Annotated in this window: 27 protein-coding genes and 1 pseudogene; 6 read left to right on the plus strand and 22 right to left on the minus strand. The window is 42.1% G+C overall.

Annotated elements, in window-relative coordinates:
- Nucleotides 1-47: 47 nt before the first annotated feature.
- The 8 genes from ACSFC1_RS03970 to ACSFC1_RS04005 all read right to left on the minus strand — a co-directional run bounded on the left by ACSFC1_RS03970 (nucleotide 48) and on the right by ACSFC1_RS04005 (nucleotide 8,598).
- Complete coding sequence (locus tag ACSFC1_RS03970) at nucleotides 48-890, minus strand: metal ABC transporter permease (protein WP_435564826.1); 843 nt, start codon at nucleotides 888-890, stop codon at nucleotides 48-50.
- The gene (locus ACSFC1_RS03975) at nucleotides 874-1,611 is read right to left on the minus strand and encodes a metal ABC transporter ATP-binding protein (protein ID WP_435564827.1); all 738 of its coding nucleotides are present in this window, start codon (nucleotides 1,609-1,611) and stop codon (nucleotides 874-876) included. The genes ACSFC1_RS03970 and ACSFC1_RS03975 overlap by 17 nt, the downstream gene beginning before the upstream one ends.
- Entirely contained in the window at nucleotides 1,601-2,461 is an 861-nt protein-coding gene (locus ACSFC1_RS03980) for a metal ABC transporter substrate-binding protein (RefSeq protein WP_435564828.1), read from the minus strand. The genes ACSFC1_RS03975 and ACSFC1_RS03980 overlap by 11 nt, the downstream gene beginning before the upstream one ends.
- The gene (locus tag ACSFC1_RS03985; RefSeq protein ID WP_435564829.1) at nucleotides 2,458-2,838 is read right to left on the minus strand and encodes a Fur family transcriptional regulator; all 381 of its coding nucleotides are present in this window, start codon (nucleotides 2,836-2,838) and stop codon (nucleotides 2,458-2,460) included. The genes ACSFC1_RS03980 and ACSFC1_RS03985 overlap by 4 nt, the downstream gene beginning before the upstream one ends.
- Nucleotides 2,839-3,302: 464 nt before the next feature.
- The gene (locus ACSFC1_RS03990) at nucleotides 3,303-4,595 is read right to left on the minus strand and encodes an RNA-guided endonuclease InsQ/TnpB family protein (protein ID WP_435564830.1); all 1,293 of its coding nucleotides are present in this window, start codon (nucleotides 4,593-4,595) and stop codon (nucleotides 3,303-3,305) included.
- A 54-nt stretch (nucleotides 4,596-4,649) separates the two neighbouring features.
- Nucleotides 4,650-4,892 (minus strand): hypothetical protein, encoded by a 243-nt coding sequence (locus ACSFC1_RS03995; RefSeq protein WP_435564831.1) that lies wholly within the window; start codon nucleotides 4,890-4,892, stop codon nucleotides 4,650-4,652.
- A 708-nt stretch (nucleotides 4,893-5,600) separates the two neighbouring features.
- Complete coding sequence (locus tag ACSFC1_RS04000; protein ID WP_435564832.1) at nucleotides 5,601-7,208, minus strand: CRISPR-associated DxTHG motif protein; 1,608 nt, start codon at nucleotides 7,206-7,208, stop codon at nucleotides 5,601-5,603.
- A 16-nt stretch (nucleotides 7,209-7,224) separates the two neighbouring features.
- Entirely contained in the window at nucleotides 7,225-8,598 is a 1,374-nt protein-coding gene (locus ACSFC1_RS04005; protein WP_435564833.1) for a S41 family peptidase, read from the minus strand.
- Nucleotides 8,599-8,858: 260 nt separating this feature from the next.
- On the opposite strand from ACSFC1_RS04005, the gene ACSFC1_RS04010 reads away from it, so the two are divergent.
- Genes ACSFC1_RS04010 through ACSFC1_RS04020 form a run of 3 tightly spaced genes read left to right on the plus strand, consistent with a single transcriptional unit; the run spans nucleotide 8,859 to nucleotide 10,530 of the window.
- The gene (locus ACSFC1_RS04010; RefSeq protein ID WP_435564834.1) at nucleotides 8,859-9,164 is read left to right on the plus strand and encodes an ArsR/SmtB family transcription factor; all 306 of its coding nucleotides are present in this window, start codon (nucleotides 8,859-8,861) and stop codon (nucleotides 9,162-9,164) included.
- Between the two features lie 13 nt (nucleotides 9,165-9,177).
- The gene (locus ACSFC1_RS04015; RefSeq protein ID WP_435564835.1) at nucleotides 9,178-10,272 is read left to right on the plus strand and encodes a permease; all 1,095 of its coding nucleotides are present in this window, start codon (nucleotides 9,178-9,180) and stop codon (nucleotides 10,270-10,272) included.
- 15 nt (nucleotides 10,273-10,287) lie between these two features.
- Nucleotides 10,288-10,530 (plus strand): thioredoxin family protein, encoded by a 243-nt coding sequence (locus ACSFC1_RS04020; RefSeq protein ID WP_435564836.1) that lies wholly within the window; start codon nucleotides 10,288-10,290, stop codon nucleotides 10,528-10,530.
- 129 nt (nucleotides 10,531-10,659) lie between these two features.
- Here the strand turns inward: ACSFC1_RS04020 and hisIE are convergent, their stop codons facing one another.
- From hisIE to ACSFC1_RS04085, 13 genes are all read right to left on the minus strand, one after another.
- Nucleotides 10,660-11,250 carry a bifunctional phosphoribosyl-AMP cyclohydrolase/phosphoribosyl-ATP diphosphatase HisIE gene (gene hisIE, locus ACSFC1_RS04025; protein ID WP_435564837.1) on the minus strand — a complete coding sequence of 197 codons (591 nt, stop codon included), beginning with the start codon at nucleotides 11,248-11,250 and terminating at the stop codon, nucleotides 10,660-10,662.
- The gene (hisF, locus tag ACSFC1_RS04030) at nucleotides 11,250-12,011 is read right to left on the minus strand and encodes an imidazole glycerol phosphate synthase subunit HisF (RefSeq protein ID WP_435564838.1); all 762 of its coding nucleotides are present in this window, start codon (nucleotides 12,009-12,011) and stop codon (nucleotides 11,250-11,252) included. Before hisF ends, hisIE begins: the two co-directional genes overlap by 1 nt.
- On the minus strand, nucleotides 12,001-12,726 hold the full coding sequence (gene hisA, locus ACSFC1_RS04035) for a 1-(5-phosphoribosyl)-5-((5-phosphoribosylamino)methylideneamino)imidazole-4-carboxamide isomerase (RefSeq protein ID WP_435564839.1): 726 nt from the start codon (nucleotides 12,724-12,726) through the stop codon (nucleotides 12,001-12,003). Before hisA ends, hisF begins: the two co-directional genes overlap by 11 nt.
- Entirely contained in the window at nucleotides 12,705-13,307 is a 603-nt protein-coding gene (gene hisH / locus ACSFC1_RS04040; protein ID WP_435564840.1) for an imidazole glycerol phosphate synthase subunit HisH, read from the minus strand. The genes hisA and hisH overlap by 22 nt, the downstream gene beginning before the upstream one ends.
- Nucleotides 13,304-13,891, minus strand: coding sequence for an imidazoleglycerol-phosphate dehydratase (gene hisB / locus ACSFC1_RS04045; RefSeq protein ID WP_435564841.1), 588 nt, complete (start codon nucleotides 13,889-13,891; stop codon nucleotides 13,304-13,306). The genes hisH and hisB overlap by 4 nt, the downstream gene beginning before the upstream one ends.
- Entirely contained in the window at nucleotides 13,888-14,895 is a 1,008-nt protein-coding gene (hisC, locus tag ACSFC1_RS04050; protein WP_435564842.1) for a histidinol-phosphate transaminase, read from the minus strand. The genes hisB and hisC overlap by 4 nt, the downstream gene beginning before the upstream one ends.
- The gene (hisD, locus tag ACSFC1_RS04055; RefSeq protein ID WP_435564843.1) at nucleotides 14,892-16,178 is read right to left on the minus strand and encodes a histidinol dehydrogenase; all 1,287 of its coding nucleotides are present in this window, start codon (nucleotides 16,176-16,178) and stop codon (nucleotides 14,892-14,894) included. Before hisD ends, hisC begins: the two co-directional genes overlap by 4 nt.
- Complete coding sequence (gene hisG / locus ACSFC1_RS04060; RefSeq protein ID WP_435564844.1) at nucleotides 16,147-16,776, minus strand: ATP phosphoribosyltransferase; 630 nt, start codon at nucleotides 16,774-16,776, stop codon at nucleotides 16,147-16,149. The genes hisD and hisG overlap by 32 nt, the downstream gene beginning before the upstream one ends.
- On the minus strand, nucleotides 16,770-17,594 hold the full coding sequence (locus tag ACSFC1_RS04065; protein WP_435564845.1) for an ATP phosphoribosyltransferase regulatory subunit: 825 nt from the start codon (nucleotides 17,592-17,594) through the stop codon (nucleotides 16,770-16,772). The genes hisG and ACSFC1_RS04065 overlap by 7 nt, the downstream gene beginning before the upstream one ends.
- Before the next feature lie 393 nt (nucleotides 17,595-17,987).
- On the minus strand, nucleotides 17,988-18,764 hold the full coding sequence (locus ACSFC1_RS04070) for an MBL fold metallo-hydrolase (RefSeq protein WP_435564846.1): 777 nt from the start codon (nucleotides 18,762-18,764) through the stop codon (nucleotides 17,988-17,990).
- Nucleotides 18,742-19,113 carry a NifB/NifX family molybdenum-iron cluster-binding protein gene (locus ACSFC1_RS04075; protein WP_435564847.1) on the minus strand — a complete coding sequence of 124 codons (372 nt, stop codon included), beginning with the start codon at nucleotides 19,111-19,113 and terminating at the stop codon, nucleotides 18,742-18,744. The genes ACSFC1_RS04070 and ACSFC1_RS04075 overlap by 23 nt, the downstream gene beginning before the upstream one ends.
- 24 nt (nucleotides 19,114-19,137) lie before the next feature.
- Nucleotides 19,138-19,356 carry a DUF5320 domain-containing protein gene (locus ACSFC1_RS04080; RefSeq protein WP_435564848.1) on the minus strand — a complete coding sequence of 73 codons (219 nt, stop codon included), beginning with the start codon at nucleotides 19,354-19,356 and terminating at the stop codon, nucleotides 19,138-19,140.
- 3 nt (nucleotides 19,357-19,359) lie between these two features.
- Nucleotides 19,360-19,731: a PadR family transcriptional regulator gene (locus tag ACSFC1_RS04085; protein ID WP_435564849.1), complete on the minus strand. Its 372-nt coding sequence runs from the start codon at nucleotides 19,729-19,731 to the stop codon at nucleotides 19,360-19,362.
- Nucleotides 19,732-20,080: 349 nt separating this feature from the next.
- Between ACSFC1_RS04085 and ACSFC1_RS04090 the strand changes: the two genes are divergently transcribed.
- The 3 genes and pseudogenes from ACSFC1_RS04090 to ACSFC1_RS04100 all read left to right on the plus strand — a co-directional run.
- A complete protein-coding gene (locus ACSFC1_RS04090) occupies nucleotides 20,081-22,684 on the plus strand; it encodes an FtsX-like permease family protein (RefSeq protein WP_435564850.1) in 2,604 nt (867 codons plus the stop codon).
- A 34-nt stretch (nucleotides 22,685-22,718) separates the two neighbouring features.
- Nucleotides 22,719-23,399, plus strand: a complete 681-nt coding sequence (locus ACSFC1_RS04095) for an ABC transporter ATP-binding protein (protein ID WP_435564851.1) — start codon at nucleotides 22,719-22,721, stop codon at nucleotides 23,397-23,399.
- 228 nt (nucleotides 23,400-23,627) lie between these two features.
- A pseudogene (locus ACSFC1_RS04100) lies at nucleotides 23,628-23,819 on the plus strand (putative immunity protein); the annotation flags it as partial.
- Nucleotides 23,820-24,009: 190 nt separating this feature from the next.
- Here ACSFC1_RS04100 and ACSFC1_RS04105 read toward each other — a convergent pair.
- The gene (locus tag ACSFC1_RS04105) at nucleotides 24,010-24,663 is read right to left on the minus strand and encodes a hypothetical protein (RefSeq protein ID WP_435564852.1); all 654 of its coding nucleotides are present in this window, start codon (nucleotides 24,661-24,663) and stop codon (nucleotides 24,010-24,012) included.
- Nucleotides 24,664-24,665: the final 2 nt, after the last annotated feature.

The following is a 24,665-nucleotide window of genomic DNA, read 5'->3' on the forward strand; positions in this document are numbered from 1 at the left end:
TTAATCTGTGGTTTGGCAAGAGAATGAAGTTGGTAAGGCAATGCAAATCAAGAGTTTTTGAAAAACGATCTCTTTTGCCCACGTTTTCTCGATTCTTTGAACAGAAAAACAACCAAAACACCAAAACCAAGCAGCACTAAGGTTGGACCTGGTGGAAGATCAAAGTAATAAGCGATTGTGAAACCGATAAAAGATATGGATAAGTTGAAGTAGATGGCTTTGATGATCGCCTCTTTCAAGGACTTAGCAAGAACCTTCGCAAAGACGCCGGGGAGGACCAAGAAGGCGCCCATCACAATGACACCGGCTATCTTCAAAGCAGATACCACGACAAAAGATGTGATAAAGAGAATCAATAGCTTGATCAAGTTCACGTTCATGCCGTAGAACTTTGCCATCGTTTCATCGAAGATCCAATAGGATATATCGTAAAGTTTTGTGAAAACCACAACGATCGTCACCACGGCAATTACAGACAAAAAGTAGATGTCTTGCTTTGCGACCATGAGTATGTTTCCAAAAAGATAGGAAGTCACATCCGTGGTGTAGCGAGGTGATTTCGAGAAAATGATCACACCAACGGACATGAATACTGGCAAGAGTATGCCAATGGCTGTACTTTCTCGAAAAATCTGGGTGTTGTTCAACTTGTAGATGAGATAGGCAAAAAAAGCCGTTGCAATTACCGCGCCTATGAAGATATTGAATCTTGCAATCACAGCCAGTGCAACACCGGCAAATATGGCGTGGGCTAAGCCATCACCTATGAATTCCATACCTCTATAAACAATGATCGGCGAAATGGTGGCGGTCGATATGGAAACTATTAACGTGGCAAGAAGGGCATATCTCAAGAATTCAAAGTTAACAATATCACTGAGTATGTTCATCTCTTTCACTTCCTTTGTGCTCGGTCTCATAATGATGAAGGCCTCTGATCCAAATATCGAATTGCCCGAACATCCTTTTGACCTCTTCCAGATTCACATTCTGTCTTGGACCATGGCAGTGCAGTGTCTTGTTCAAACACATTATGTTGTCGCACTTTTCGAATATCAAGCCTATATCGTGGCTCACCATGAAGACTGTTATCTGTTTTCTATCTTTAAGATCGTTGAGCAAGGTATAGAACTTTGCCTTGCCCATCTCGTCTACCCCAGATTCTGGCTCATCGAGTATGAGTATCTCTGGTTCCAAAATGAGCGCACGTGCGAGTGAGACACGTTGAAACTCTCCTCCAGAGAGAGTGCCGATTAGCTTGGGACCAAAGCCACCAAGGCCGACTTCTTTTAGAACTTCGTTGGCTTTTTCCTTCCAGTTAGGTTGACTTCTAACTGGAAGCTTCACAAAATCATAGACAGTCATGGGGAATTCGCGGCTGAAAGAAGAAAGTTGTGGTACATATCCTACTCTACCGTTCAGTAGCACCGTACCTGTGTGTTCTACGAAACCTAAGATGGCTTTCACCAAGGTAGATTTACCGGCACCGTTTGGACCGATGAGCCCAGTGAAGGTGCCTTTCTTGATCTCAAAGGAGACGTTTTTGAGTATCTCTACATCGTTGAACCTAACAGATAGATCTTTTACGGCTATGGCTATATCACTTTTCATCGATTGCCTCCTTCAAAGTCCTGTAAGCGTCTTCGAAGAGATCGAGTACATTCTTCGCATTCAATCCGAGTGGATCGAGAATTCTGTATTTCTTCTTCAGTTCTTTCGATATGGTTTCAATCGCTGATACATTGAACTGTGGTCCTACGAAAATGCCCAAAAGTTTGGAAGTTCTTGCTTGCTGAATTATTTCTTTTATATGTGAAATGGTTGGTTGCCTTCCATGAACCTCTTCAACTGAGAAAATCTTTATGCCGTATTTGCTGAACAAGTAGAAATAAGATGGATGTTCGAGAATCACCACGGAATTTGCGTGATTTGAGAGAAGTTGATCAAATTCAGCCGAAAGATTCTTCAAGGACAATGAAAGTTTGGTTGCACGTGATAGGTAAAGTTCGGCGTTATCTGGATCTCTTTTTGCTAGTTCTTCTGCTAAGACTGGTGTTATGTAATCACTCAGAAAGTCTGGTGAAAGCCAAATGTGTGGGTTTACACTTTCAGATTCCTCGTCTTTTTCATCTTCATGATGAGACTCGTCTGAAGCGAGCAGATCTTGTGGTATGTGTTTTCCAAGATAGAGCACATTCCTGTAATTCCTCAAATACGCATCGTCTAAACCCAAGCCATTTGCGATGATCAAGTCAGCCTTTGCAAGTTTCTTAACATCGCTTACAGTCGGGCTGAAGGTGTGCGGATCACTGCCTGGTTTGATCAAGAGCGTCAGATCGACCCTATCACCTGCAATCTCTTTGAGCAATAGATAGTAAGGATTGATTGTGACAACCACGCTCAACGAAGATGCGAATATGGTTGCTGCGATGAATATGAAGGTCAACGATAGCGACTTCATTTTACCTCACACTCCCTCTCTTTCAAACAGCTCGTGCACAGACCCGTGAAGAGAACAAAGTGTTCGTGTATTTCGATCTTCATCTTTCTCTGAAGAGCTTTTTCATACTCTTCCATGGAACAGTCATCGATTGGGAAAAACTGCTTGCACTTTGAACATATGAAAAAATGCTTGTGCTTAGAAGCAGAATAATAGTAGTTGCACTGATGAAGCGAGAAAGATTTGATCTGTCCAGTTTTCAACAGAAAATCGAGAGCTCGGTAAACCGTCGGAAGACTGGTTTTAGAAAGCTTTTCTACATCGTACGCACTCAGTGGTACAGATGAATCTTCTATGAGTTGGAGTATGTTTTCCCTGTTCTTCGTCATTTTCAACATACTACCACCTCTTTGTGAAAATGATAATCATTATCGTTCTTATTATAACAGAATCTACGCAATTTCTTTCAACTTCTTTTTGTGCTTCACGCTACAGTGTTGAGAACTTTGAAGATCGAAGTTCATTTAGTGATCTCAATGAATTGTTCTTGAAGGATGCAAATACTCAAGCAATAAGATGAACAATTCTCGAGAAAATGGCATTGCCTTCTCTGTAAATAGACCGTGTGAAGATTGACAAGTTCATCTGTACTTTATGCACAGGGTATTTAGTTGATAAACTCTACGAGAAACTCTATCCATCCTGGACAATCTGTGTTAAAGAGCAGTGTTGATAGATCATTGCTGTACTCGTTCCATTGGTTTGATGATGTTGGAAAGAAAATGCTGATCGTTGCATCAATGCCGGGGCACGTGCGATTTTGACCTCCTTCCAATCCCCTAAAGGGGATGGGCTTCCTGCTTCATCGCAAGAAGCTTATCAGAATATAGGGATTGCTCCCCAATATCCTGACAGCGGTTTCCTGCTCCGCAGGCTTGACTTCGGACCGGTCCAGCCCTACGAATTTCAACATGTTCATTGCACTGTTTAAGTCCCTATCAATCTCGCTTTCACACTTAGGACAGTTGAAAGTCCTGTCATACAGAGTCAAGTCTTCGTTCTTGTGTCCACAAACAGAACAGGTTTTACTTGTCGGCTGGTACTTATCCAAAAGCACAGTAGAGATTCGAAGACTGTAGCTCAGTCTTCTCTTAATTATCCCTACTGCACTATAGTGAACCGATTTTGAAAATTGTCCCTTTTGCCAACCCTTCACACTGTCGTCCTGAAGGTATACAGCCTTATATCTGTATATCAACGAGCATATCTTGTTAATCACATCTGTCTTGATGTTCGTTAACCTTTCATGTTCTCTTTGAATTTGATGCTTAACCTCATTCCATCGCTTTGAGCCTTTTTGTTTTTTTGCAAGAGTTCTTTGCAATCTCTTAAGTCTTTTGCTTTCTTCTATCCGCCATTCAAGCTTTAGCCCATTTGACAATACCACTCCGTTTGGTTTGAGATCTATTCCTATTGGAGTATCGAAGCTGTTCCATTCTCGTGGTTTTACTGCTCCGTTCTTGTCAATTCTCTCTTGCCAAACTTCAACATACCTATCTTTGTCTACATAGCAGGTCACGAATAGGTACACACCAGATGGTTTCTTGATGAGTTCTGCCTTTGCTATTTCACAGTCTTTTGGAATCTGATGTCCACCTAAGACTCGAAATGGTTTCTTAAAGCCTTGTATTTTGACTTTCGTCTTTTGGCTGTTGAGAAACTTGAATGTACAACCGTACTGTTTGAGCTGGATAGAGTTAATGTATCGCTTAAACTTTAGCTCACCAACTCTATTGCCGTTAGACTTGCTTTTGTGTAGTGCATACAGGCTTTGGTTAATTCGTTCGAGTATTGCTTGTCTCATCTGTGAAGAGAGGTTTGTGACTTGCCTTTTCTGAAATTCATCTCCAACTTTTATCTCAACTTCTTTGAGCTTGTATGTTTCATACTTGAGCCTGTTCTTAACATCAGCCACAACGTAGTTGTACAGCCATTTGGCTTCGTTGAATAGGTTGAACAGCCTTTGTTTTGTTATTTCAGAAAGGTTGTTCAAACAAATTTTAAGTTCGTACACTATGGGTAGTTGATTTTCTCTTCTCTGTTTAGTTTCAATCCGAGCCCTTTTAATCTTTTCTGCTTTTGCCGTGTTTACCACTCAAATACCACCTATTCTACATTAGCAATTACACCACAAGTTTACCACCATTCATCACAATCCCCTGAAAGAGATGTACTTTCTGGTGGGGGTTCTGTAAGGAAATTCCTGAGAGGCTATTCCATTTGAATCTGTTTTGATTGTAGAAAGTGATTTCCAAGTTCCATCAAGGTATTCAAAGGTCACGTCAACGTCTCGCAACGGACTGCCGTTTTCACTCAAAACAATTGCCTTGACGTAGTTGACTCTGCCTATGGTCACAGTTTTTGGAAGAACAGTGATTGTGAGCTCGCTCAAAGCTACTGTTGTAAAAGACCAAATGGGACCTTCTTTAGTACTGCTGTTCGAATCTTTAGCAACTATTCTTCAAAAGTAAGTCGTGTTCTCAGAAAGATTGCCAATATAAAAACTCGATGACATTAAATTGCTTACATAAAAAAGAGGTGGGTTATTCTGTGTGCCAAAGTACAGATCATAGAAGAGAAGATCACCATCTGGATCACTGCAGTTCCAGCTGAGCAACAAGTTGTACGGTGAGACACCAACCGCACCGTCAGCTGGACTTGGATTGCTCGGTGTAGTTGGTGGGTAGTTAAGAAGAGTGGCGCATGAAGAGGTTAGAAGGACAAAAAAGCACAATAGTACGAGAAATAAAAAGATGTTTATTCTCAATTGACACTCCCAATCCCCTAAAGGGGATGGGATTCTTAGTGGCTGGAGGCCACCTTCCATGGAGCTGTTTTAACTCCATGGCTACAGAGGTGTGGTCTGTACCTTACACCTCTGACGGGTGCCAATCCCACTACTACTTGGCCGTAGCCAAGATACCTGTTCTCCATCTCTTTTCCAAGGCGAAGATAGCCTTGCAATATAATTATGCACGAAACTCATCCAAATCGCAAGCCCTTACTACTCCCCTAAAGAAGAGTAGCTTGCAGGCTTGTTCTCTTTGTCACCGCCTCCAATCTTGATATCTTCAGGCTGGAGGATTTTGTGCAAAGTGTGTCATCTTGGTAACTCCAGAATCTTTCCAACGACGTATGGGTTTTTCTTTTGTTCTTCGTAGGGTCTTTCATCTGCGGCTAAAACCGATTTTATGGTTCTTCCATGTCTGATTTCGTCTCTTATTCTTTCTATCACATAGCTCAGGAATGTCGTGCCGCCAGTGAGGTTTATGACAACTTCAGTCGCTTCTTTAAGATATTCTTTTGCTTGGTTCACAATCTGTTCTGTTTCTTCGATACCGGTGAATGGATTCTTCACAATGATCACGCGGTGTTCTCGATTATAACATGCTTTTTCCAAAATATTCGGAAGAATCCCTTTTCCTTGTTCAGAGGTCACAACAACTAACAAATCTGGTGAAAAATGGTTTAGGACTGTATAAAGAGCTCCTTCTGTGGTTCCAAGAGGAGTCAGAACGGCTCTTAGTTTAGAGGTTTCTTTTGCTTTCAGTGAGAAATCTTCGAGCTGTGTTTCACTTATTTTCTCGATGGCTTCTCTCAATTTCCCAATTCCTGCGAGTTCATCTTTGTTGAAACCAAAATGGGCTATGTGATTTCTCGCTTGTTTGATTGTCTTAGCTTCTTTTCCTAAGATATACGGGTTTGCAGACTCTCTTTGTTTTATGTCCAGCACTTTGTCAGGATCTGCTTTGCCTTGGTAGAAGAATAGAATATTTATCAGATACTCTGTGCAAACGCGTAAAGCCATTCCCAGATCATCGGTCCGTAGGTAGAACTTAACAAGCTCTCTTTCTGCAACCAATTCTTCTTCGTTTAGAAGAATATCTCCAGAATTTGCGTCAAGCTTTTTGTACCTTTCGATGATTGAATCGATCAAAAGATCGAGTTGTGGCAAGCACCTTTGTATTTCTTCTCTCGTGTCGGTGGTGTCTTTGAACAACTCTAAGAACTTAGCCAAGTGTTGTCTCAACAACCTGATCGATCCAAGCCTGACAGAGAGAGAAAGTTGTTCCAGCGCAGATGCAAGGGAACTAAGCCTCTTCGGTTTTTCTTGATCTTGTTTCTTGTAAGACTCGCTGTTCTTGCCTGTGATCAACTTAGCCAAAGTTTTAGAATAGCCGTATTCTCTGAAAAGCTTCGCTCCGTAGATCCATTCGACTATTTCGGTAAGCCCAGTTATATCAACGCACTCTGTTGTTTTTGTGACTTCGTCGTACTTGCCGTAGACTATTCTTACTTCCACGTCTTTTGTCTCTTTGAGAAACAAAGCGATAACGACTGCCATTAATGGGATCATCCTGAAACTGTGCGTAATGTCTAATAACACCTCATCACCATTGTTCACTCGAGCTGTCATCTTCTTGACAAGATCTGAGATCATTCCTGTTGGGCTTAGGTTTTCATCTATATCGACACAGCTGTACTTGATCGCTCTATCTTGCAGAAAAGGCTTAACATTGTCTTCCCAGTTTTGCTTAGATCTTTCAGTGAGAAAGAAGATCACCTCGATTGTCTCAGAAGGTCTCTCTTTGAGGTGATACTCGATCAGAGCCAATGGAAAAATCTTCTGTTTAGTTTCAAAATCTACAATACGTACAGTGCTTTCAGAATACCTTGACGTTCCAAGAAAGCTTATCAACCTGATCATTTCTCTTTCTCCCATTTCATCGTTTTGAATTGCTTAGCATCTCCAGTACAACCTGAATTGTTCGATCTATACCTTTTGCCTTGGACTGCGGATCTTCTTCAACAATTATATCTGGTAGCACCCCTCTTTTATCATCAAAACCACCACAGCGAACAAAGTACTTGAACGATACTCCAAGCTGTAATCTTGTGTTTGGCAAAGTGAATGGCAAAACATCGCCATAACAAGAAGCAAGCCCTCCAGTTTCTTCACCCACTATCGTGGCAACCTTTAAATCTTTCACCATCGCAGCAAAGTCAGCTGCTGCCGAAAAGGTCTGAGGTCCAACCAGTACAAAGACGCTGCCGTTGAACAAGAGGTCGTTTTTCTTTGGTTTTTTAAAGCTACTTTTGTTCACGATAATCTTTTGGTTGAGTACCTTTACTCTGAATAGCAATATAGGATCAAAGATTCTTAATTTCCTGATCGCGTCGTCTGAATACTTGACATGAACTTCTGCATAAACCCTATAAGGTTTATCACTTATGAAGGAATAAAGATATTCAGCGAGTTCTGAACTTCCACCTCCGTTTTTTCTGATGTCTATCATTAGGTTCTTAATATTCTCCTGTTTCATGTGTTCAAAAGATTGCCTGATGAACTCTTTAAGATCTTTCTCATACGCTGAGCCGAATGTGTTGATTCTCAAGATTGCTGTTTGCTCGATCGCAGAAAAGTCCCACAATTTTTCATTCGAGATATTCATCTGCTCTCTGCGAGCTTTGTACTCTTCAAAGTTCACCGATTTGAGTTCTGTTTTCTGCAGTGTACCCTGTTTTGTTAAGTACTCAACTTGAAAGCTTTCTTGCTCTTTGAAGATCACCCAGCAGTAGAGATGGAACAACTGGGAGGCTTTGACATAAGCAAAAGGAGTTCTCTCATAACTGATCGTCTTCAAGATCTCTTCTCTCAGCTTTTCAGAAGACAAACCGTTCAAAGATACCAACACACCTGGTTCTTCAATCTTACCTTCAACGTCTGCCAAAATGATTATCTCTTCATCGTTGAAGAACACAAAGATAGGCACTACTTTGCCATTCGCATTGAGATGCTCAGAGAACTGATCTGTAATAGATAGGTATGTGTGCCCATCTTTGAACTTTGCAACGAACTCAGATAGCAATTTGAAGATCTCTCTGATCTCCCACTGCCCTTTCATCTGGAGGTGTGCTTTAAGCTTTGAAAATTCATTTTGCGCTTGAGTTTCAGAAAGCGCATGGAATATATTTGGATGAACATCCTTCAGTTTATCGAAAATGAATTCGGCATCTTGGAGAACTTCTTGTGCAGAGAACATCTGGGCGATTACACAGACGCTGAGGAGAAGAAAAAGTAAAACTACATCTTTCATTTGATTTGCCACCTCTTCAACAGTATAAACGATCAACTACGGAAAAGAACTCAGTTAGTTAGTTGAGACAGATTCTCAACGCAACGGCAAAGGTACGGCCAGAAAGAGTTTGCTGTGCAAATAATCAACCACTAACGAAGAATCTTCACTCGTCTTTACTATTTCTTCACTGACAAGTATTTATGGGAAAAGATAGCATCACACAGAGTTAATGAGCCTTATCTATTATATAAGTGAACGCTTATATACGAGGTGGCTGTATGAAGGTTCACGAGTTGCTCAGAATTCTTTCAAACCCAACTCGACTGCAGATTCTTTCACTTCTGCTTGAAGGTGAATTATGTGTATGTCAAATATATGCGACTGTTGGTACATCGCAGCCGAATATCTCTCAGCATCTGAATATACTCAGGCAATTCAAACTCGTTGATGTCAGGAAAGAAGGAGCCTTTGTATATTATTCAGTCAAGAAACGATCATTACAGGAATACCCGTTCTTGGAATCGATCTTACAGAATGCACGAAAAGAATACTCCAAGCCACTGAAGGCTTGCAAGATAAACTGAAAGGAGATCGAAGATGAGAGAACTCTTGTTGATAGCGCTGGTTTTCTTGATCTTCTATTTCATACCGTTTGGTTCTTCAATGGTAGATCAAAGTATTCTCAACGGTTTTTATCTGCTTCAAGAGTATGCAAGAGAGCACGTTTTGTTGTGTCTTGTACCAGCCTTTTTCATAGCCGGAACGATCACCGTGATGCTTAAAAAGGAAGCAGTGTTGAAGTTACTTGGACCCACAGCAAAGAAGATCGTTTCTTATCCTGTTGCAGCCGTGTCTGGAGGAATACTGGCTGTTTGTTCATGCACCATTCTGCCAATCTTTGGTGGTATCTATAAGAAGGGAGCAGGAATTGGTCCTGCCACAACTTTCTTGTTCGCTGGTCCTGCAATAAATGTAGCGGCAATCTTTCTGACTGCACGAGTGCTTGGCTGGGAACTTGGTTTGGCAAGGCTCATAGCAACGATAACAGCTGCTATCGTTGTGGGAGTTGTTATGGAATTGTTGTACGGACAGAGAGAAAGGTCAAGAGATTCTCTTGTAGCTCAAACAGAAACGAAAGATGGTTTCAAGGGTGCGATCTTTTTTGCGATACAGCTTTTGTTTTTGATCGTGAGTGGTTTGAGACTTGCTCAGCCTGTAAAAAATCTTTCGCTTGGTGTTATTGGTCTTTCTGTGGCAGGTATGGCTGTTTTTGGCTTTTCTAAGGACGAGACGAAGGTTTGGCTGATGGAGACTTGGGACTTTGCAAAGAAGATTCTGCCTTATCTTTTTGTGGGAGTCTTTCTTGCAGGAGTCATTACAAAGGCTTTACCACAAAATGCTGTGGTTGCATTACTTGGGAAGAACAACTTGATCTCCACATTGATAGGTTCTGTCTTTGGTTCTTTGATGTACTTTGCAACGCTCACCGAGGTACCGATAGTGCAAGCTCTGATCAACCTGGGCATGGCAAAGGGACCGACACTGGCTCTGCTCATGGCTGGAAACACGCTGAGCCTACCGAGTATGATAGTCATAACAAAACTGCTGGGTAAGAAAAAGGCATTCACATATTTCTCACTTGTAGTAATTTTTTCAACTATCTTTGGCATGATTTATGGCGCAATAGCCTGAAGAGGAGGTAAGAACGTGACGAAGAAGATCGAAGTGCTTGGGAGTGGTTGCGCAAGGTGTAAACAGACCACGAAGGTTATGGAAATGGCAGTCAAAGAACTTGGAATCGATGCGGTAGTTGAGAAGGTTGAAGACATCAACGAGATTGTCAACCGCGGAGTCATGGCAACACCCGCAGTGGCAATCAACGGAAAGATAGTCTTTTCTGGCAAAATACCATCGTTGGAAGAAGCAAAAGCGCTCTTGAGCAAATCTTGAAAGAATGAGCGTTGAAGTTAAAGTTTCGCACTGTCAACTAAAAGGTTGAAAAAGCACCCCCTTAGAACAGACCACACTAAGGGGGTGCTTTGCTTAATTTCTTGCTGAGAAACTCGCCACTTGCATAGGTCACTTTTTTCTTCTTTCAAGTTCCTTCATTACGTCTTGAATGGTAATTTCAGCCTCCACCATCAACACTGTTAAGTGATACAGAAGATCAGCTATCTCCCAAATGAGATTTTCTCTGTTGTCTTGAAGATAGCCGATGATCACCTCAGTTGATTCTTCACCTAATTTCTTCGCAATCTTTTGCCTGCCTTCCCTGAGGAGCTTTGCTGTGTAAGATCCCTCGGGCATCTGTTCTTTTCTTTGTTTCACCAATCTGTAAAGCTCCAGCCAAAGATTGGTCGACGATCTTCCTTCACAGCTGTACTCGGTTTTGAAGAAACAACTTCTTCTTCCAGTGTGACAGGCAACTTTTTCTTCTGGAAAGTCTACTATGTAAAGATATGCATCTTCATCACAATCCTTTCTTATCTCAAGTACCTTCATTTCATTTCCAGAGCTTTCACCCTTTTTCCATATCTTCTGCCTTTCTCGCGAGAAGAAGTGCGCATAACCAGTTTCTTTGGTGAGCCGCAAAGCCTCTTGGTTCGCATAGGCGAGCATTAATACTTCTGCAGTCGTCCATTCTTGAACCACCACTGGATAGAGTTCCATCACAGTCCCTCCATTCTTACGCTGACTCCCTGAGCCTTCAAAAAATTCTTCAGCTCCCTCAGATCGATCTCTCTGAAGTGAAATACAGACGCTGCCAGAGCAGCATCTGCACCTGCCCGAAAAACAATTAGAAAGTCTTCAATCTTTCCTGCGCCGCCAGAAGCTATTATTGGAAGGTTAGTGAGATCTCTTACAAAAGATATCATCTCTGTGTCATAACCTGCCTTTGTGCCATCTCTATCGATACTTGTGAGCAAAATCTCGCCTGCTCCAAGTTTTTCAACTTCACGCACCCAATCTTGCAAGAGTACGCCTGTGTTATTCTTTCCTGAATGGGTGAAAACAAAGAACTTCCCATCCACTCTCTTTGAATCTATCGCAACAACAACAGCTTGGCTTCCAAAGGTTTGTGAAAGCTTAGTGATCAGTCTTGGTTGTTCAACTGCCGCCGTGTTCAAGCTGATTTTGTCTGCTCCACAGAGAATGAGCTGTGAAGCTGTCTCAAAATCGTGAATTCCTCCGCCAACTGTGAATGGGATATCTATCTGTTCTGCAACTCTTTCAACCAAATCGACAACTGTTCTTCGTTTTTCAATCGATGCAGTGATGTCAAGAAAGACAAGCTCGTCGATGCCAATTTCACTGTAAAGTTTTCCAAGTTCTACAGGATCTCCACTGTCTTGAAGATTTTCAAAGTTTGTCCCCTTCACTACACGCCCGTTTTCCACATCCAAACAAGCTATTATTCTCTTAGTGAGCATAGCTTTTCATCACCTCGATACTGAGAACTCCTTCCAAGAAGGCGCGTCCCACGATCACGCCCTTAAAGCGACCTGCTGTCTTGATGTAAAGTCCTTGAGCCCTTCTCAAAGATCTTTCAGAAGAGATTCCACCTGCGGCTATAACCTGAAGACCTGTTTCAGTGACAAGTGCTTCATCCAACAAAAAGTCGTGTTCTTGAAGCGTGCCATCTTTTTCCACTTCGGTGTGAATAATCTCAGCAACTCCATATTTTTTCAGTTCCTCAACCAACGGCAGAATCTCAGCGCTCTTTTCGCTTAACCATCCTTTGTACAATACGCTGTTGTTCCTTGTATCAAGGCTGAAGATTGGATGAATACCAAGTTCTTGCAACTTCAACAGAAAGGTTGGCTCTTGTATCACCTTTGAGCTAATGATCTGTCTTGTGAAGCCCATCTCAAAGAGCTCTCTTGCATACTCAATCGTTCTTATACCGCCACCAATTTGAAAGAAATCTGCATACGAAGAAAGCTCTCTGAGAATCTCTAAATTATCCCTTCTTTCTTCTATTGCCTTTGATAGATCTATCAAATGGATCAGTGTGAAGCTGTTGTCAAGAAGTTCTTTCACAAGGTCAAGAACGTTTTTTTCATAGATTATGGTCTTTTCTTTCACACCATTTATCATTCTGACTACTCTGCCTTTGTACAAATCTATCGCTGGTATAACGTGCATTCTACCACCTTCTGAATGAGCCTTTTGCCTGTCTTCGAACTCTTCTCGGGATGAAACTGAAATCCAAGCACATTACCTTTTCTGACAGAGGCTGGGAATCTTTCACCGTCATAGTCTGTGGTACCGATGATGTATTTTTCATCGCACAAAACCCTGTAGGAATGGACAAAGTAATAGTATCCACTTGGAAAAGCTTCTTTGAAAATCACTTCGTTCCATCCCATGTGAGGAACCCTTCGGCTCTTCAGCTTCACGGTACAGCCTTCTATCAGTGACAAGCCCTCCACCTTGGGAGCCTCTTCACTTTGCTCAAAAAGCAGTTGCATTCCCAAACAGATTCCCACAACAAATCTGTTATCTTCCACGTGCTTGTTTATGAAACCGGTTAATTTGTTTTCTCTCAGTCTTTTCATTCCTTCACCGAAGTGCCCCACACCAGGTATGAACAAAAGATCGTATATTTCGCTGGTCTTATCGACAAGTTCAACTGATAGTTTTTCATAACCCTGCAGTGCTGTCTTTATTCCACGGTACAGGTTCATGATATTCCCTGGTCCAACCGAAAGAATTCCTATTCTCAATCTATCATCCCCTTCGTAGTCATAGTTTCACCACTCTTTATGGCTCGTGCAACCGCCAACCCAAATGATTTCATTGCGGCTTCACAGATGTGGTGGTCATTCTTGCCAGAGAATTTAAAGATGTGGACGGTTATTCTTGCGTGGTTCACGAAGCCAAGCATGAACTCTTCAAAGGTCTCTGAAGGCATGTCTTCTATTTTGTCTGAAAAAAACTCGAAGTTCTTTTGAAAAAACGGTCTTCCGGAAAGATCAATGTAAGTCCCGACCAATGCTTCGTTCATGGGAACTGTGGCTTCTCCAAACCTGTGGACTTTTGTGTAGTCAAAGAGACTCCTGAAAGCTTGCCCAAGCAGAATGCCGAAATCTTCTACCAAGTGGTGCACTATTTTGTCTTTGCTTTCACAACCGTTTATCTTCACGCTCAACCCCGAATAATGGCAAAAACTGTTCAATAGGTGATCAAAGAAGGCTATCTTGGTGGTTCCCTCGAGCCTACCAGAAACTGGATAAAGCACTATAGAAATCTCGACTTCTTTCGTGATTCTCTCGCCTGATACACCATCTTCGATCCTCTCTGTTTTCATCTGAACACCTCCAGTTCTTTCAGTATCATGTTGTTCTGTTCCTCGGTTCCGACACTGATTCTCACACCTTCATCGAAAGAGCGAATCGTAATTCCCTTTTTTGAAAGATCCTTTATCAATCTGTCTCTTTTCTTCTTTTCGATGAAAACAAATACAAAATTGGCGAAAGAATCTGTCAGAGAGTAGCCCATTGCTTTGAGAGAGTCTTTCATTCTCTCCCTTTCTTGGACGATGAACTCTGTTCTTTCTTGAAAGATTTTCACGTGGTCTAACGCAGTCTTAGCAAGAAGCTGGGAGAGATAGCTTACGTTATATGGAAGTCTTACCCTGTTGTAGGTGTCGATGAACTTTTCAGATGAAATGATGTATCCTATCCTCTGTGCTGCAAGAGAGAATGCTTTTGAGAAAGTTCTCAAAATTGCTATATTGTCGTATTTCTTCAACAACTCTAAGTATGTGACTTTAGAGAACTCATAATAAGCTTCATCTAAAGCGAGAAATGCACCTTTCTTCAGTATGTATTCGATCTCCTCTCTTTCAAAGAGGTGTCCTGTTGGATTGTTCGGATTTGGTATAAAGACCAAGTCACCTTCCTTGAGGTCAACCTCTGGTATGTGAAGATCTTCTTCAAGGGGAAGTTCTATATATTTCACGTTGAGTGCCTGTGCGAAAATTTTGTAGCAACTGTATGTGGGAGGAAAGAAAAATACACGGTCAAAGATCGTCATCATAACGTATATGATCTCGTCTGCCCCATTTCCAATCGAGACATTTCGCTCTGTTATAAAATCAGCACCGACGTACTGGAGTATTGCTTCAACGAGTTCTTCACTCGGCGAGTCATAATAAATTCTCAAATTATCGATCTGCATTCTTTTCAGGGCTTCTTGCAAGAGCTCTTCTGGAAAGGGGAATGGGTTTTCATTCAATGCAAGGTACGTCGTGCTTCTTTTTTCTGCTGCATACGGAGATACTCTCTTAGTGACAAGATCGATCGGATTCATGTAGTTTCCCTCCTCACATCTATTGCACGTGCATGTGCTTCAAAGCCTTCCCACCTTGCCATCTTTGAGTAACGAGTGCTTCTTTTTTCGAAATCTTCTTTTGACATCTGAGTGACAAAGACCTTCTTGGTGAAATCAGACACTCTCAAACCTGAAGAGAACCTACTTGCTCTCAACGTCGGAAGAACATGGTTTGGACCTATGCCGTAGTCACCTATCGATTCACATGTGTACTTTCCAAGAAAGACAGAGCCAGCGTTCTTTATATAACCAAGGGTTTCAAAAGGACTTTCCACGATTATCTCTAAGTGCTCTGGAGCTATGATATTCGATATCTCAAAAGCTCTTTTTAGATCGCTGACCAATACGATGGTTCCAAAGTTCTTTACAGAAAGCTGAGCCGTTTTCTTGCTCTCTTCTGGTAGATTGTGAATTTGTGTCTCTATGAGTTTTGGTAATCTCTCAAAGAGTTCTTCTGAGGTAGTTACTACAACACTCATTGCATAGGCATCGTGCTCGGCTTGAGAAAGAAAATCAGCTGCTACATATTCTGAAGGTGCTGTTTTATCGGCAACTATGGCAATTTCGCTTGGACCTGCGAATGAATCGATTCCAACATCACCGTAGACCTTCTTCTTGGCAAGAGAAACAAAGATTCCACCAGGTCCCACTATCTTGACAACGGGCTTCACAGTCTCTGTGCCATAAGCGAGTGCGGCAATTGCATGTGCTCCACCCATTTTGTAGATTTCTTTTAAGCCAAGTCTTTGACAAACCTTCAAAATGTAAGGTGATATCTTTCCATCTTTGTCTGGTGGTGTTGCAACGACTATTCTCTCTACACCGGCGATGATGGCGGGTACTGCACACATCATGAGTGTCGAAAAATAAGGCGCCTTTCCTCCCGGAACGTATATTCCAACACTTTCGAGAGGAACTACCATCTCACCGAGAAAACTTCCATTGTTTGTTGTAAAGAAAAAAGAGTTTTCTCTCTGTCTGAGGTGAAACTCTTTCAGATCTTCTATGACTTCGTTCACCGTTCTGAGAAAGTCTTCTTCTACAACAGCTCCTTTCATCTCTGCCTCTGTGACGCGTAAGTTATTCGTCTCCAGTTGATACTTTTCATACCTTTTAATGAATTCATTCAGTGCCTTATCTTTTTCGACTCTGATTCTTTCAACCACTTCCTCAACAATAGATTCGAGCTGAGAAAAGGATTGGCGCCTTTTTTCGAGAAGACTTAGAAGTTCATCGTCGTTCGGGTTTTTGAGCTTCAGCATCCTCCACCACCTTCCTAAGTCTTTCGAGAAAGTCTATAACTTCTCCTCTCTTGGTCCTATAGCTTACCGTGTTGACAACGGTGTGTATTCTTATCGTCAAGATCTCATCGAGTACTTGCAAATTGTTCTCCCTCAAAGTTCTTCCCGTTTCGGTTATGTCAACGATGAGATCCGATAGCCCAGCAATAGGCGCAAGTTCTACAGAACCTTTGAGTGAAATGATTCTGTAGTGCCAGCCTTTTGATTCGCAGTATCTTCGGGTGATGTTAGGGAACTTAGTTGCGATACTCTTTTCGCCTCTCGGAAGATCCTTACCTATTGGTCCTGCGAGTACCATCTTGCTCGAGCTGGTGGGAATAAAAAAGGGTTGAATGAGATTTATCTCTCTTTCGAGAAGAACGTCAGTACCGCAAAAACCTATGTCTGCCGCGCCTTGAACCAGATAGGTTGGAACATCAAATGGTCTGGTCATGAAACATCTTAAATCCTTACTTTGTTTCAGAATAGAAGAATCTCCTTGAAGAAAATAACCTGCTCTCTGCAAAAACTCAGTCAGCTTTTCCTCGAGTCTCCCTTTTGGTACAACGATCCTCAACATGGTCTTCCCTCCAAATATATGCAAGCCCCCACTCCTTTTTCGCCGCTGACCAGGTATTCTCCTCCTGCAGCCACGATCTTGGAAGAAGGTATATCGTAGACGGTAAAGATGATCCCACTGTATTCTTCAATTGTTCTTGCCAAAGCCAAATCTATTTCGACTGTGATTTGCTGAAAGTTTTTCTCGATGTGAGTCGCAACCGTGAGGAGTTCAGTTTTAACAGAGAAAGGGATCTCCATCTCTTGGAGGTCTTTCAAAGCTCGTCGGTAGATACTTGCTTCGATTATTCTTTCAGCTTGCGAAAGATCTATCTGCTCCATCTTGGACAGAAAGTCCATCTCTGCAAGGTTTTTTGTGTCTATTATATTCAAAACCCTTTCTTGGAGAGACTTTGGTATCTTTTTGAGCAAATCTTCATATAGATTGGTGTGTCCTATCTCCACGATGAGAGGGCCTGTGAATGACTCTGAAGTGCTTTCTAATATGATATCCACTATCTGTAGGGTATCGGCAATCTTTTGCCTCGGAATTTTCTCCAAACCAATTTGATACTCGGCTACTAAGTCACCGTCGGAGTATCTGTAAACGAAATCAGCATACCAAACCTTGATTGGTAGGTCAGGTGAATATCTCTTTAGGTGATTTAAGACAGATTTTGTGAAATCATCACGAACTGAATAGAGATTGCCACGCCTGTCGAGCAAAAACTTCGATTCATCTTGAACTGCTTGCACTTTTTCAAGAGCAGGGCTAAAGAATGGACTGTACCCATGTTTCAAAGCCTTATGGTAGAAGGAGACAACCTTTTCAAAGTTCAAAGACGACCACCTCCTAAAAAAAAAAGAGCCACGTTATCTCTAACGTGGCCCCTACGGTTTTGGCATGAACAAACTCACGGTGGAGAAACCGTGGGACCTCTGTAACTATGATGGTTTTGCAGAATTATAATGATCATCTCTACTGTGAACAATACACTCACCCTTTTAGACATCATAGTTTCTAAGAACTTACATCTTCGATTGAAAGTGAAAGCTCAGAGATCTAGACTTTGAATTTATTATACCTCAACCGATGAGCAAGTCAACTCTTGGCATACTATGTGTGTGACTTTAGGTTATGGCTTTTGCGATGGTCTTGATAGTAAGAAGTACAGCATCAAATGAACCGAATAGCATTTGGTCAACTAACTGTGATTCGCGAAAGGTCTGCTTTTATCTGTTCAGGGCTGAAATCCTTTCGCTTGCTAATTGACCTGTGCAGTGATAAGGCAAAATTCTATCTATCTTGTAACTGCTGAGCTTTTCTACGACTTTTTCTATCTTCTCTGGCGGAGCCTTGTAAAGGTGAAAACCTCCAAGCAAGAGCTTGATCTTTTTGTCAAAGATTTGCAAGGCTTCTTCGACTATATTGACGATGCCTCTATGTGCACAACCTGTTATCAGAATTATTCCATCTTCTTCGTCTATGACCAAATTGAGCTCTTCATCAAAAAAGTCTCTGACTTTTCTGCCATCCTTGAGGATGTAGAAATGTGAGTCTGGTTCTTCAAAATCATTTTTCATCTCTACCGGTCCAAATAGATAGACAGAACTGGATATCTGCACTACTCTTTCAGTTACTGTGACAAAATCAAAGAGATCTCTGACAGTCGACCACTCTACACCAGCAAACCTTTCATCACTGTACTTGGGCAGAAATATCTCTTCTCTGACAAAGACTTTGAAGTTCTTGGCAAAGGCTGAAAGGTGCTTCAAACCACCTGCATGATCGTAATGCCCGTGGCTTATGACTACGTTTTCAACCTTTGAAAGATCTTTGCCCAAAAGCTTTGCGTTCTTTATGAAGAGATCGGTGCTTGCTGTGTCAAAGAGTGTTGCGGGCTCACCTGGTTTTTCAATGAGGAGCGAGAAACCGTGCTCTGCAAAGAGTGGTCTTTCAAGTTCATCGTTGCAGAGCACGGTGAGTTCAGTGCAGCAACTCTGAGACATTCTTCAACCTTCCATTCAAATATTGTTCGATCGCTTTGTCGACTTCTACTTCGTCTGTTACATACACCTCTTTACCTGCCTGAGTGAGATCATCATAGAGTCTTTTTCCCATACCGTGTGAGATAACTGCTACGCAATCTGAGAGAGCCGAAATGATGCCTGCGTGATTGCCATGACCGTGTCTTTGTTCGTCGTGATGAAGCCCCATGGCATGACCTGTGAAGGTGTTTGGAAGGTACTTTTTGTCTTTCAGCTGTTTGTTTTCAATCTCTGCTATCACAAAACCCTTGGTCCTTCCAAAGTGACTTGAAATTGTTACTCCATCGTCTGACGCTATTGCGATCTTCATTTTCTTCTCTCCTTCTTATAAATTCTACTTCACTTCCTCAAGGCGTTTGTTGATCTCTTGAAGTTCTTCTTCCAAATCTTTTTTCAAGAATTCTAAGAATTGTTTTTCTTCCTCCTTTGTTGGTACACGAGAAGGATAGCAAGCCCAGTAATCCCTTGCAAGGTGTCGAGGGCAACAAGCTCCTCTCCAACCAAAACCACCTAAGCCACCTCTGCGGAGATGCCATCCAGGTAAGTATCTCATCCTTCACACCTCCTCTCCCTCAACAAGTTGAAGAAATCTGTTTATTTGATTCCGCAAATCTTTCATCTGATCGAGCAACTGCTCTTTCAAGACCTTCCCTTTTGGTGTTAGCGAATAGGTTCTTTTCGCAGGACCTTCACCGGTCTCCCAGCGGGAGGTTATCAGCCCTTGAAGCTCAAGCTCTCTCAAGATTCTGTAACCAGCACCCATCCACGATGGTCCTCTGCATGGGCAAAGATTGGGAAAATGCTCTGCCAGCATTTCAAAAAGCTCATAGCCGTGTGTTTCTTTCTTGGAAAGGATGCACAGTACAAAGGTTGTTATCCAAAAGTTCGCTCCTGCACCTCTGAATCTTCCGTGTTGAAAACCCTTCATCATACACCTCCATATATATGCTACTTTAATATATATAACAAAACTCCGAAAAAGTCAAGAGCAGCTTTGAAAAAACCAGAAATTCGAGAGACAGCGTAAATCCTCACGCTTTCATTCAACTGCTTCTAAATCCTGTAAACTCACTGTAGGAAAGCTTTTCAGAATTTATCCGGCTCGAATATTCTCTCTCAAGAGAGCCTTTCTTTCACTCTTTGGTGTGAGTGAAATACCGAAGAATTCTTTCACCTCCGTGCGTGTAGCTCACCCTTGCAAGAAGCATACAACCGAGGTCTTTTCGCTCTTCAACCAGGTGTAAAATGAAGACTGGAATGTTGAGGTGGTCTTTGAAGTGTTTAGAACGATCTTGAAGATATCTTTCAGAAACTTTCTGATGCATTTTAGATCCATCTTCGCTTTGATAATCGGTTTGAGCGTTCCATCGATGCTTCTTGTTGGAGGTCTTTCACTCAACGATACGATCTCAAATTGGCTGAAGAGAAGCCTTGACAAAAACTTTGGTGTAGCAGACGCATATGTTGAGAATCCAAGAAGCAATATCTTTTTCAGATTACCAGTAGACCAGCAGGCTGTGTCTTCACTCAGAGAACGTGAAGAAATCTTTTCGGTCCTTCCTGTCTTTGAGACGATGGTGCGCCTTGAGTACGATGGCAGAATGATCGACTGTCTTGCCGTTGGTGTTATTGCTCAAGACCTGAGCGAGTTTGTCGGTTCAGGGCTTCATCTACCTGAGAAGGGTGTGATCATCTCAAAGGATCTCGCACAAGTTTTGAAGATAAAAGAAAGTGAGAAGGTCGTCATCAACACAGCAAAAGAAACCGTAGAACTTCTCGTTTCACAGATTGGCGAAGATGGTTTTCTGAATTTCCGCGGCGATCATCTGCAGTACAGCGGGGCGATCTTTGTTAACTTGAGCGATTTACAGCCACCTTTTGGCTTTCCAACAAGAGTATATCTACACCTGGCTGGCAGTTTTGAAAAACATGAAGAGATCACAACGCAACTTCAAAGAGAACTCAAACTCAACGCTGTTGCAATGAAAGCCCGTCTTCTAAATTCGCCGGCAAACAAGGCATTGGGTTACTTGACGATCTCTTTCAGTGGCTTTTCGTTGATCGCGGCTCTGATATTGGTTTACATCTTCACTCAGAGTTTTTTAGATGAGAGAAAAACGACTACTATTACATTGAGAACGATTGGATTTAAAGCCACAGATATTTTTGCGACACTCTTGATCGAAGGTCTTTTCTATTTGATCGCTGCCAATCTCATTGGTGGAATCTTTGGATTATTCGTGGGTGGCTTTTTGCTCAAGAGATTGCTGAAAATTTCTATTGCTTTGAGCCAAGGAAGTTCTTTCATCGTGCCTCAATTGTCTCTGCAGATCTCACCATTGACATTGATGTTGGGTGTGCTCGGTGGTCTGGCAGTCCCCTTGACGATCTTGATGTGGAGGATTTGGAGCTCGACACATAAACCACCTGCGCAATTACTCAGAATTGAACAAGAGAGCAACTCTGCTTTCGGCATAAGACGTTACATGGGCATCTTAGTGCTCGGCGTTGCTGTGATTCTGATCTTTTTATACTCAAGATTCTGGTTGGCTCTGCTTTTGCTTGCGGTCTTTGGTATTCTGTTGATCTTGCCTTCAATACATCTGAGCTTAGCATTTGGTGTCCTCTTGATCTTTGTGGTTTCATTCATTCAACCCGATGAAACTGTGACAGCGTGGGATATCTTGCAGAGGGCTTCTGTGTTCTTCGTAGCAGGTTGGTTGATCTTTTTCTCGCTTCTGAATCCTTTGAGAAAACTCTTCTCAAAATCGTTGTCAAGGTCTTCTGTTTCTGCCTTCATCGCTGTGTCCTATGTTGAACGCCACAGGAGAAATACTCTGGTGATCAGTTCTATGTTCAGTCTATTGCTTTTCGTGATGGTTCTTGTTCTGTGTATACCGTACAACATGCAAAGGTTTGTGAAAGAGAGACTTCAAACGGGGCTTTTTGGGTATGATTTCATGGTCGTTTATAACCCTTTGAAGTTGATTTTTGCAAGAGGTGAGATCGAAGTAGCCGAGGGCTTGAAAGATCCTGCAAGAGTCTACGTAGGGCAGATGAACGATGATATCATTGCTTTTACAGACTCATCATTTTTAGAGAGTGCACTTGTTCCTGTAGAGAAAAACACCCAGTGGAGAAAAGATCTACTCGACACTGGTGCATTAGTCTTAGGTTACTTCAATGATCGCACTCGACCACAAAAAATAGAAGGAAATGTTAGATCACTTTTTGGTTTTGGTGATTCTGAATCGATGGTTTTCACCGTGATAGATTCCTTTGACATGCGCCAGCTCATGGTGCCAGTTAAGTATGTGGCATCGACCAACAGTCTGCCAAAGAGAGTCAGGTTGGTGCCTGTACTGCTGGGGAGAGTGGATAAGGATAAGGTTGCGCAAGTGAAAGAGTTTTACAGCAAGAGATTTGACTTTCCACTCTACGTTACCGAAGAGCTCAATCGATTGTTCGGTGGCATAGATCTTCTGGTACAAACTGCCGTGACGCTACTCTACTTTGGTCTGATCAGCGGTTTTAGTGGTATAGCCTTTCACACGGTGCGAAGCATAGTGCTCAGAAGACATCTATCAGGGGTGTTAACGGCTGTAGGCATGTCAAGCAGGGAGATCGGAGCCGCTTTTATACTGGAGAACATAATCGTTGCATCGCTGGGCATAGTGATCGGTGTCTTCGCAGGTTCGCTGGCATCGAAGGACGTGATCGAATTGATCTTCACGCTCTTTGGCTCGGGAAGATTTGTCTTTCCAGTCTGGCAACTTCTTGGTTTAGTTTTTGCGGTCTACGCAGTTGTGATCGTGGTAATTGCTCTGCCTGTCATCTTGAAGCGAAAGATCATCGCAGAGGCTCTGAGAACTCAAGAGTGATGAGAATAATCGTTCTTGCACAAGGAGGTTTGAGATGATCGAGGTCAAAGACCTTTGGAAGATCTACGGTACAGGTGCAAAACAAGTCGAAGCACTCAGAGGAGTAACTCTGAAGATAGAGGACGGTGAATTCATTGCAATACTTGGTCCATCTGGTTCTGGAAAGACCACATTGTTGAACTGTCTCTCTGGTATCGATTCACCATCACGGGGAGAGATCTTTTTCGATGGCTTAGTCTTTCACTCACTGAGCGAAGAGAAAAAAACTCAATTTAGGGCACGATACATGGGCTTTGTTTTTCAGTTTTTCAATTTGATCCCAGTGTTGACGGCGATGGAGAATGTTTTGCTGCCGCTGAAGATTCTAAGAATCAATCATGGCGAGGCTACTGAAAGAGCAAAGAGAATACTTGAGAGAATTGGTCTGGCAGACAAACTTCACAGATTTCCATCTGAGCTTTCTGGTGGTGAACAACAAAGAGTTGCCATAGCCAGAGCCTTAGTGCACAATCCAAAGATAGTGTGGGCAGATGAACCTACGGGAAATCTCGACTCGGAGACAGGGGAAGGGGTCATAAAAGTACTCGAGGAAATGAGATTCGAGCACAGAACGACTTTAGTAGTTGTCACCCACGATGAGCGCATAGCAAAGCGTGCTGACCGTGTTTTAACGATAAGAGATGGAAAGATCGTGAAAGAAGAAAGACAAAGCTAAAGAACTCCTCTGACCAGAACGAGGGATGGCAAGAAGAGTGATCAATAACTTCGCAGATGAAGAAGATGGAAAAAGAAAAACAAAATGTTCCTTTCTCGCAATAGTTTATGCTTGCAAGACTTAGCAAAACTGATAACTCTTCAAGAACACAGGACAGTTGTTATTTGGGCTTTAGACTGTACAAAAGTGCCGTTGGGTGAATTGGAAGCATGATATTCAAACGAATGTAGATGCGGAAAATGTCTTGAGTTGTGCGAAGCTTGGGCTAAGGGACAAGTCAAGATGCTAATTGCCAAGTGCGCTGTTTTGAATCTTCATGCATTTGAAAGACAGGTCGTTGAAGACCGATACCACAGTCTGCTGTGTCGTGCAACTGCACATACTGGTGCCACTGTTCATGCCAAGACACACGCTCTATGAACTTACTGCTTTGGTGCTGAAATGTAGTATTGAGAACTTTGAAAAATCTGCGCGTGAGAAGATAAATTACTACCTTGAGCGGCTACTCTACTGGTAGGAAAATGCTGAAAAACAAAAGATCAGCTGGGCAGGATTTTTGAAATAGTACTTTTAAAAACTCCAGTATGAAAAAACGATTCCCGCAGTTAGATCATCTCATTATCAGAGAGATTACTCCCACGACGAGCGAAGTGATTGAAACTGTCAGTGTTGTAATTATCAAATTCTTAAGTTTCTTTGCAAATTGTAATTGATTCTTAAACTGTTCAAAAACTCTGTTTTCCATCGTTGAAAGACTGGTTTGAAGATGAGCTGATTTGCCTTCTATCTTTTTTGATATTTCGTTGAAAAACTGATTTGATTCCTTTTCGATCCTTGATAGAGTATTTTGAATCTCTTGAAGTGTACTGTGCAGTAATGTTGTGGATTCCAAGATACGATTAGATTTTTCACCGATCTGCGCTGATTCATTCAATAGAGTGTTTTGCATCTGTTGAAGTGTACTCTGTAGTAGTGTTATAGAATCGAGGATACGATTTGACTTTTCACCAATCTGTGCTGATTCATTCAGAAGCTGTGAGAGTTTGCTGAGGATCTCAGGAGTTCCTATCTCTTTGAGGGTTTTGATCACATCATGGCTCCCACTTGCAGTTTCTTGCGCTACAGCAATGAATTTTGTTAATTGCTCTCGGACTGCTTCGAGCTCTTCTCTTGCCTTTTGGTAGGAAGTTGCTTCACTGTGAAGTTGCTTCAAGGTCTCCACCAACTTAAAGGCTGCTTCTTCCGCTTCCAGGAATTTTTCCATCT

Source organism: Pseudothermotoga sp. U03pept (assembly GCF_051235805.1).
Classification (GTDB): domain Bacteria; phylum Thermotogota; class Thermotogae; order Thermotogales; family DSM-5069; genus Pseudothermotoga_B.

Bases quoted from the DNA above. Each gene is read 5' to 3' on its own strand.
- ACSFC1_RS03970 (WP_435564826.1), bottom strand. From the start codon at position 890: ATGAACATACTCAGTGATATTGTTAACTTTGAATTCTTGAGATATGCC.
- ACSFC1_RS03975 (WP_435564827.1), bottom strand. From the start codon at position 1,611: ATGAAAAGTGATATAGCCATAGCCGTAAAAGATCTATCTGTTAGGTTC.
- ACSFC1_RS03980 (WP_435564828.1), bottom strand. From the start codon at position 2,461: ATGAAGTCGCTATCGTTGACCTTCATATTCATCGCAGCAACCATATTC.
- ACSFC1_RS03985 (WP_435564829.1), bottom strand. From the start codon at position 2,838: ATGTTGAAAATGACGAAGAACAGGGAAAACATACTCCAACTCATAGAA.
- ACSFC1_RS04000 (WP_435564832.1), bottom strand. From the start codon at position 7,208: ATGATCAGGTTGATAAGCTTTCTTGGAACGTCAAGGTATTCTGAAAGC.
- ACSFC1_RS04005 (WP_435564833.1), bottom strand. From the start codon at position 8,598: ATGAAAGATGTAGTTTTACTTTTTCTTCTCCTCAGCGTCTGTGTAATC.
- ACSFC1_RS04010 (WP_435564834.1), top strand. From the start codon at position 8,859: ATGAAGGTTCACGAGTTGCTCAGAATTCTTTCAAACCCAACTCGACTG.
- ACSFC1_RS04015 (WP_435564835.1), top strand. From the start codon at position 9,178: ATGAGAGAACTCTTGTTGATAGCGCTGGTTTTCTTGATCTTCTATTTC.
- hisIE (WP_435564837.1), bottom strand. From the start codon at position 11,250: ATGGAACTCTATCCAGTGGTGGTTCAAGAATGGACGACTGCAGAAGTA.
- hisF (WP_435564838.1), bottom strand. From the start codon at position 12,011: ATGCTCACTAAGAGAATAATAGCTTGTTTGGATGTGGAAAACGGGCGT.
- hisA (WP_435564839.1), bottom strand. From the start codon at position 12,726: ATGCACGTTATACCAGCGATAGATTTGTACAAAGGCAGAGTAGTCAGA.
- hisB (WP_435564841.1), bottom strand. From the start codon at position 13,891: ATGAAAACAGAGAGGATCGAAGATGGTGTATCAGGCGAGAGAATCACG.
- hisC (WP_435564842.1), bottom strand. From the start codon at position 14,895: ATGAATCCGATCGATCTTGTCACTAAGAGAGTATCTCCGTATGCAGCA.
- hisD (WP_435564843.1), bottom strand. From the start codon at position 16,178: ATGCTGAAGCTCAAAAACCCGAACGACGATGAACTTCTAAGTCTTCTC.
- hisG (WP_435564844.1), bottom strand. From the start codon at position 16,776: ATGTTGAGGATCGTTGTACCAAAAGGGAGACTCGAGGAAAAGCTGACT.
- ACSFC1_RS04070 (WP_435564846.1), bottom strand. From the start codon at position 18,764: ATGTCTCAGAGTTGCTGCACTGAACTCACCGTGCTCTGCAACGATGAA.
- ACSFC1_RS04075 (WP_435564847.1), bottom strand. From the start codon at position 19,113: ATGAAGATCGCAATAGCGTCAGACGATGGAGTAACAATTTCAAGTCAC.
- ACSFC1_RS04080 (WP_435564848.1), bottom strand. From the start codon at position 19,356: ATGAGATACTTACCTGGATGGCATCTCCGCAGAGGTGGCTTAGGTGGT.
- ACSFC1_RS04085 (WP_435564849.1), bottom strand. From the start codon at position 19,731: ATGAAGGGTTTTCAACACGGAAGATTCAGAGGTGCAGGAGCGAACTTT.
- ACSFC1_RS04095 (WP_435564851.1), top strand. From the start codon at position 22,719: ATGATCGAGGTCAAAGACCTTTGGAAGATCTACGGTACAGGTGCAAAA.
- ACSFC1_RS04105 (WP_435564852.1), bottom strand. From the start codon at position 24,663: ATGGAAAAATTCCTGGAAGCGGAAGAAGCAGCCTTTAAGTTGGTGGAG.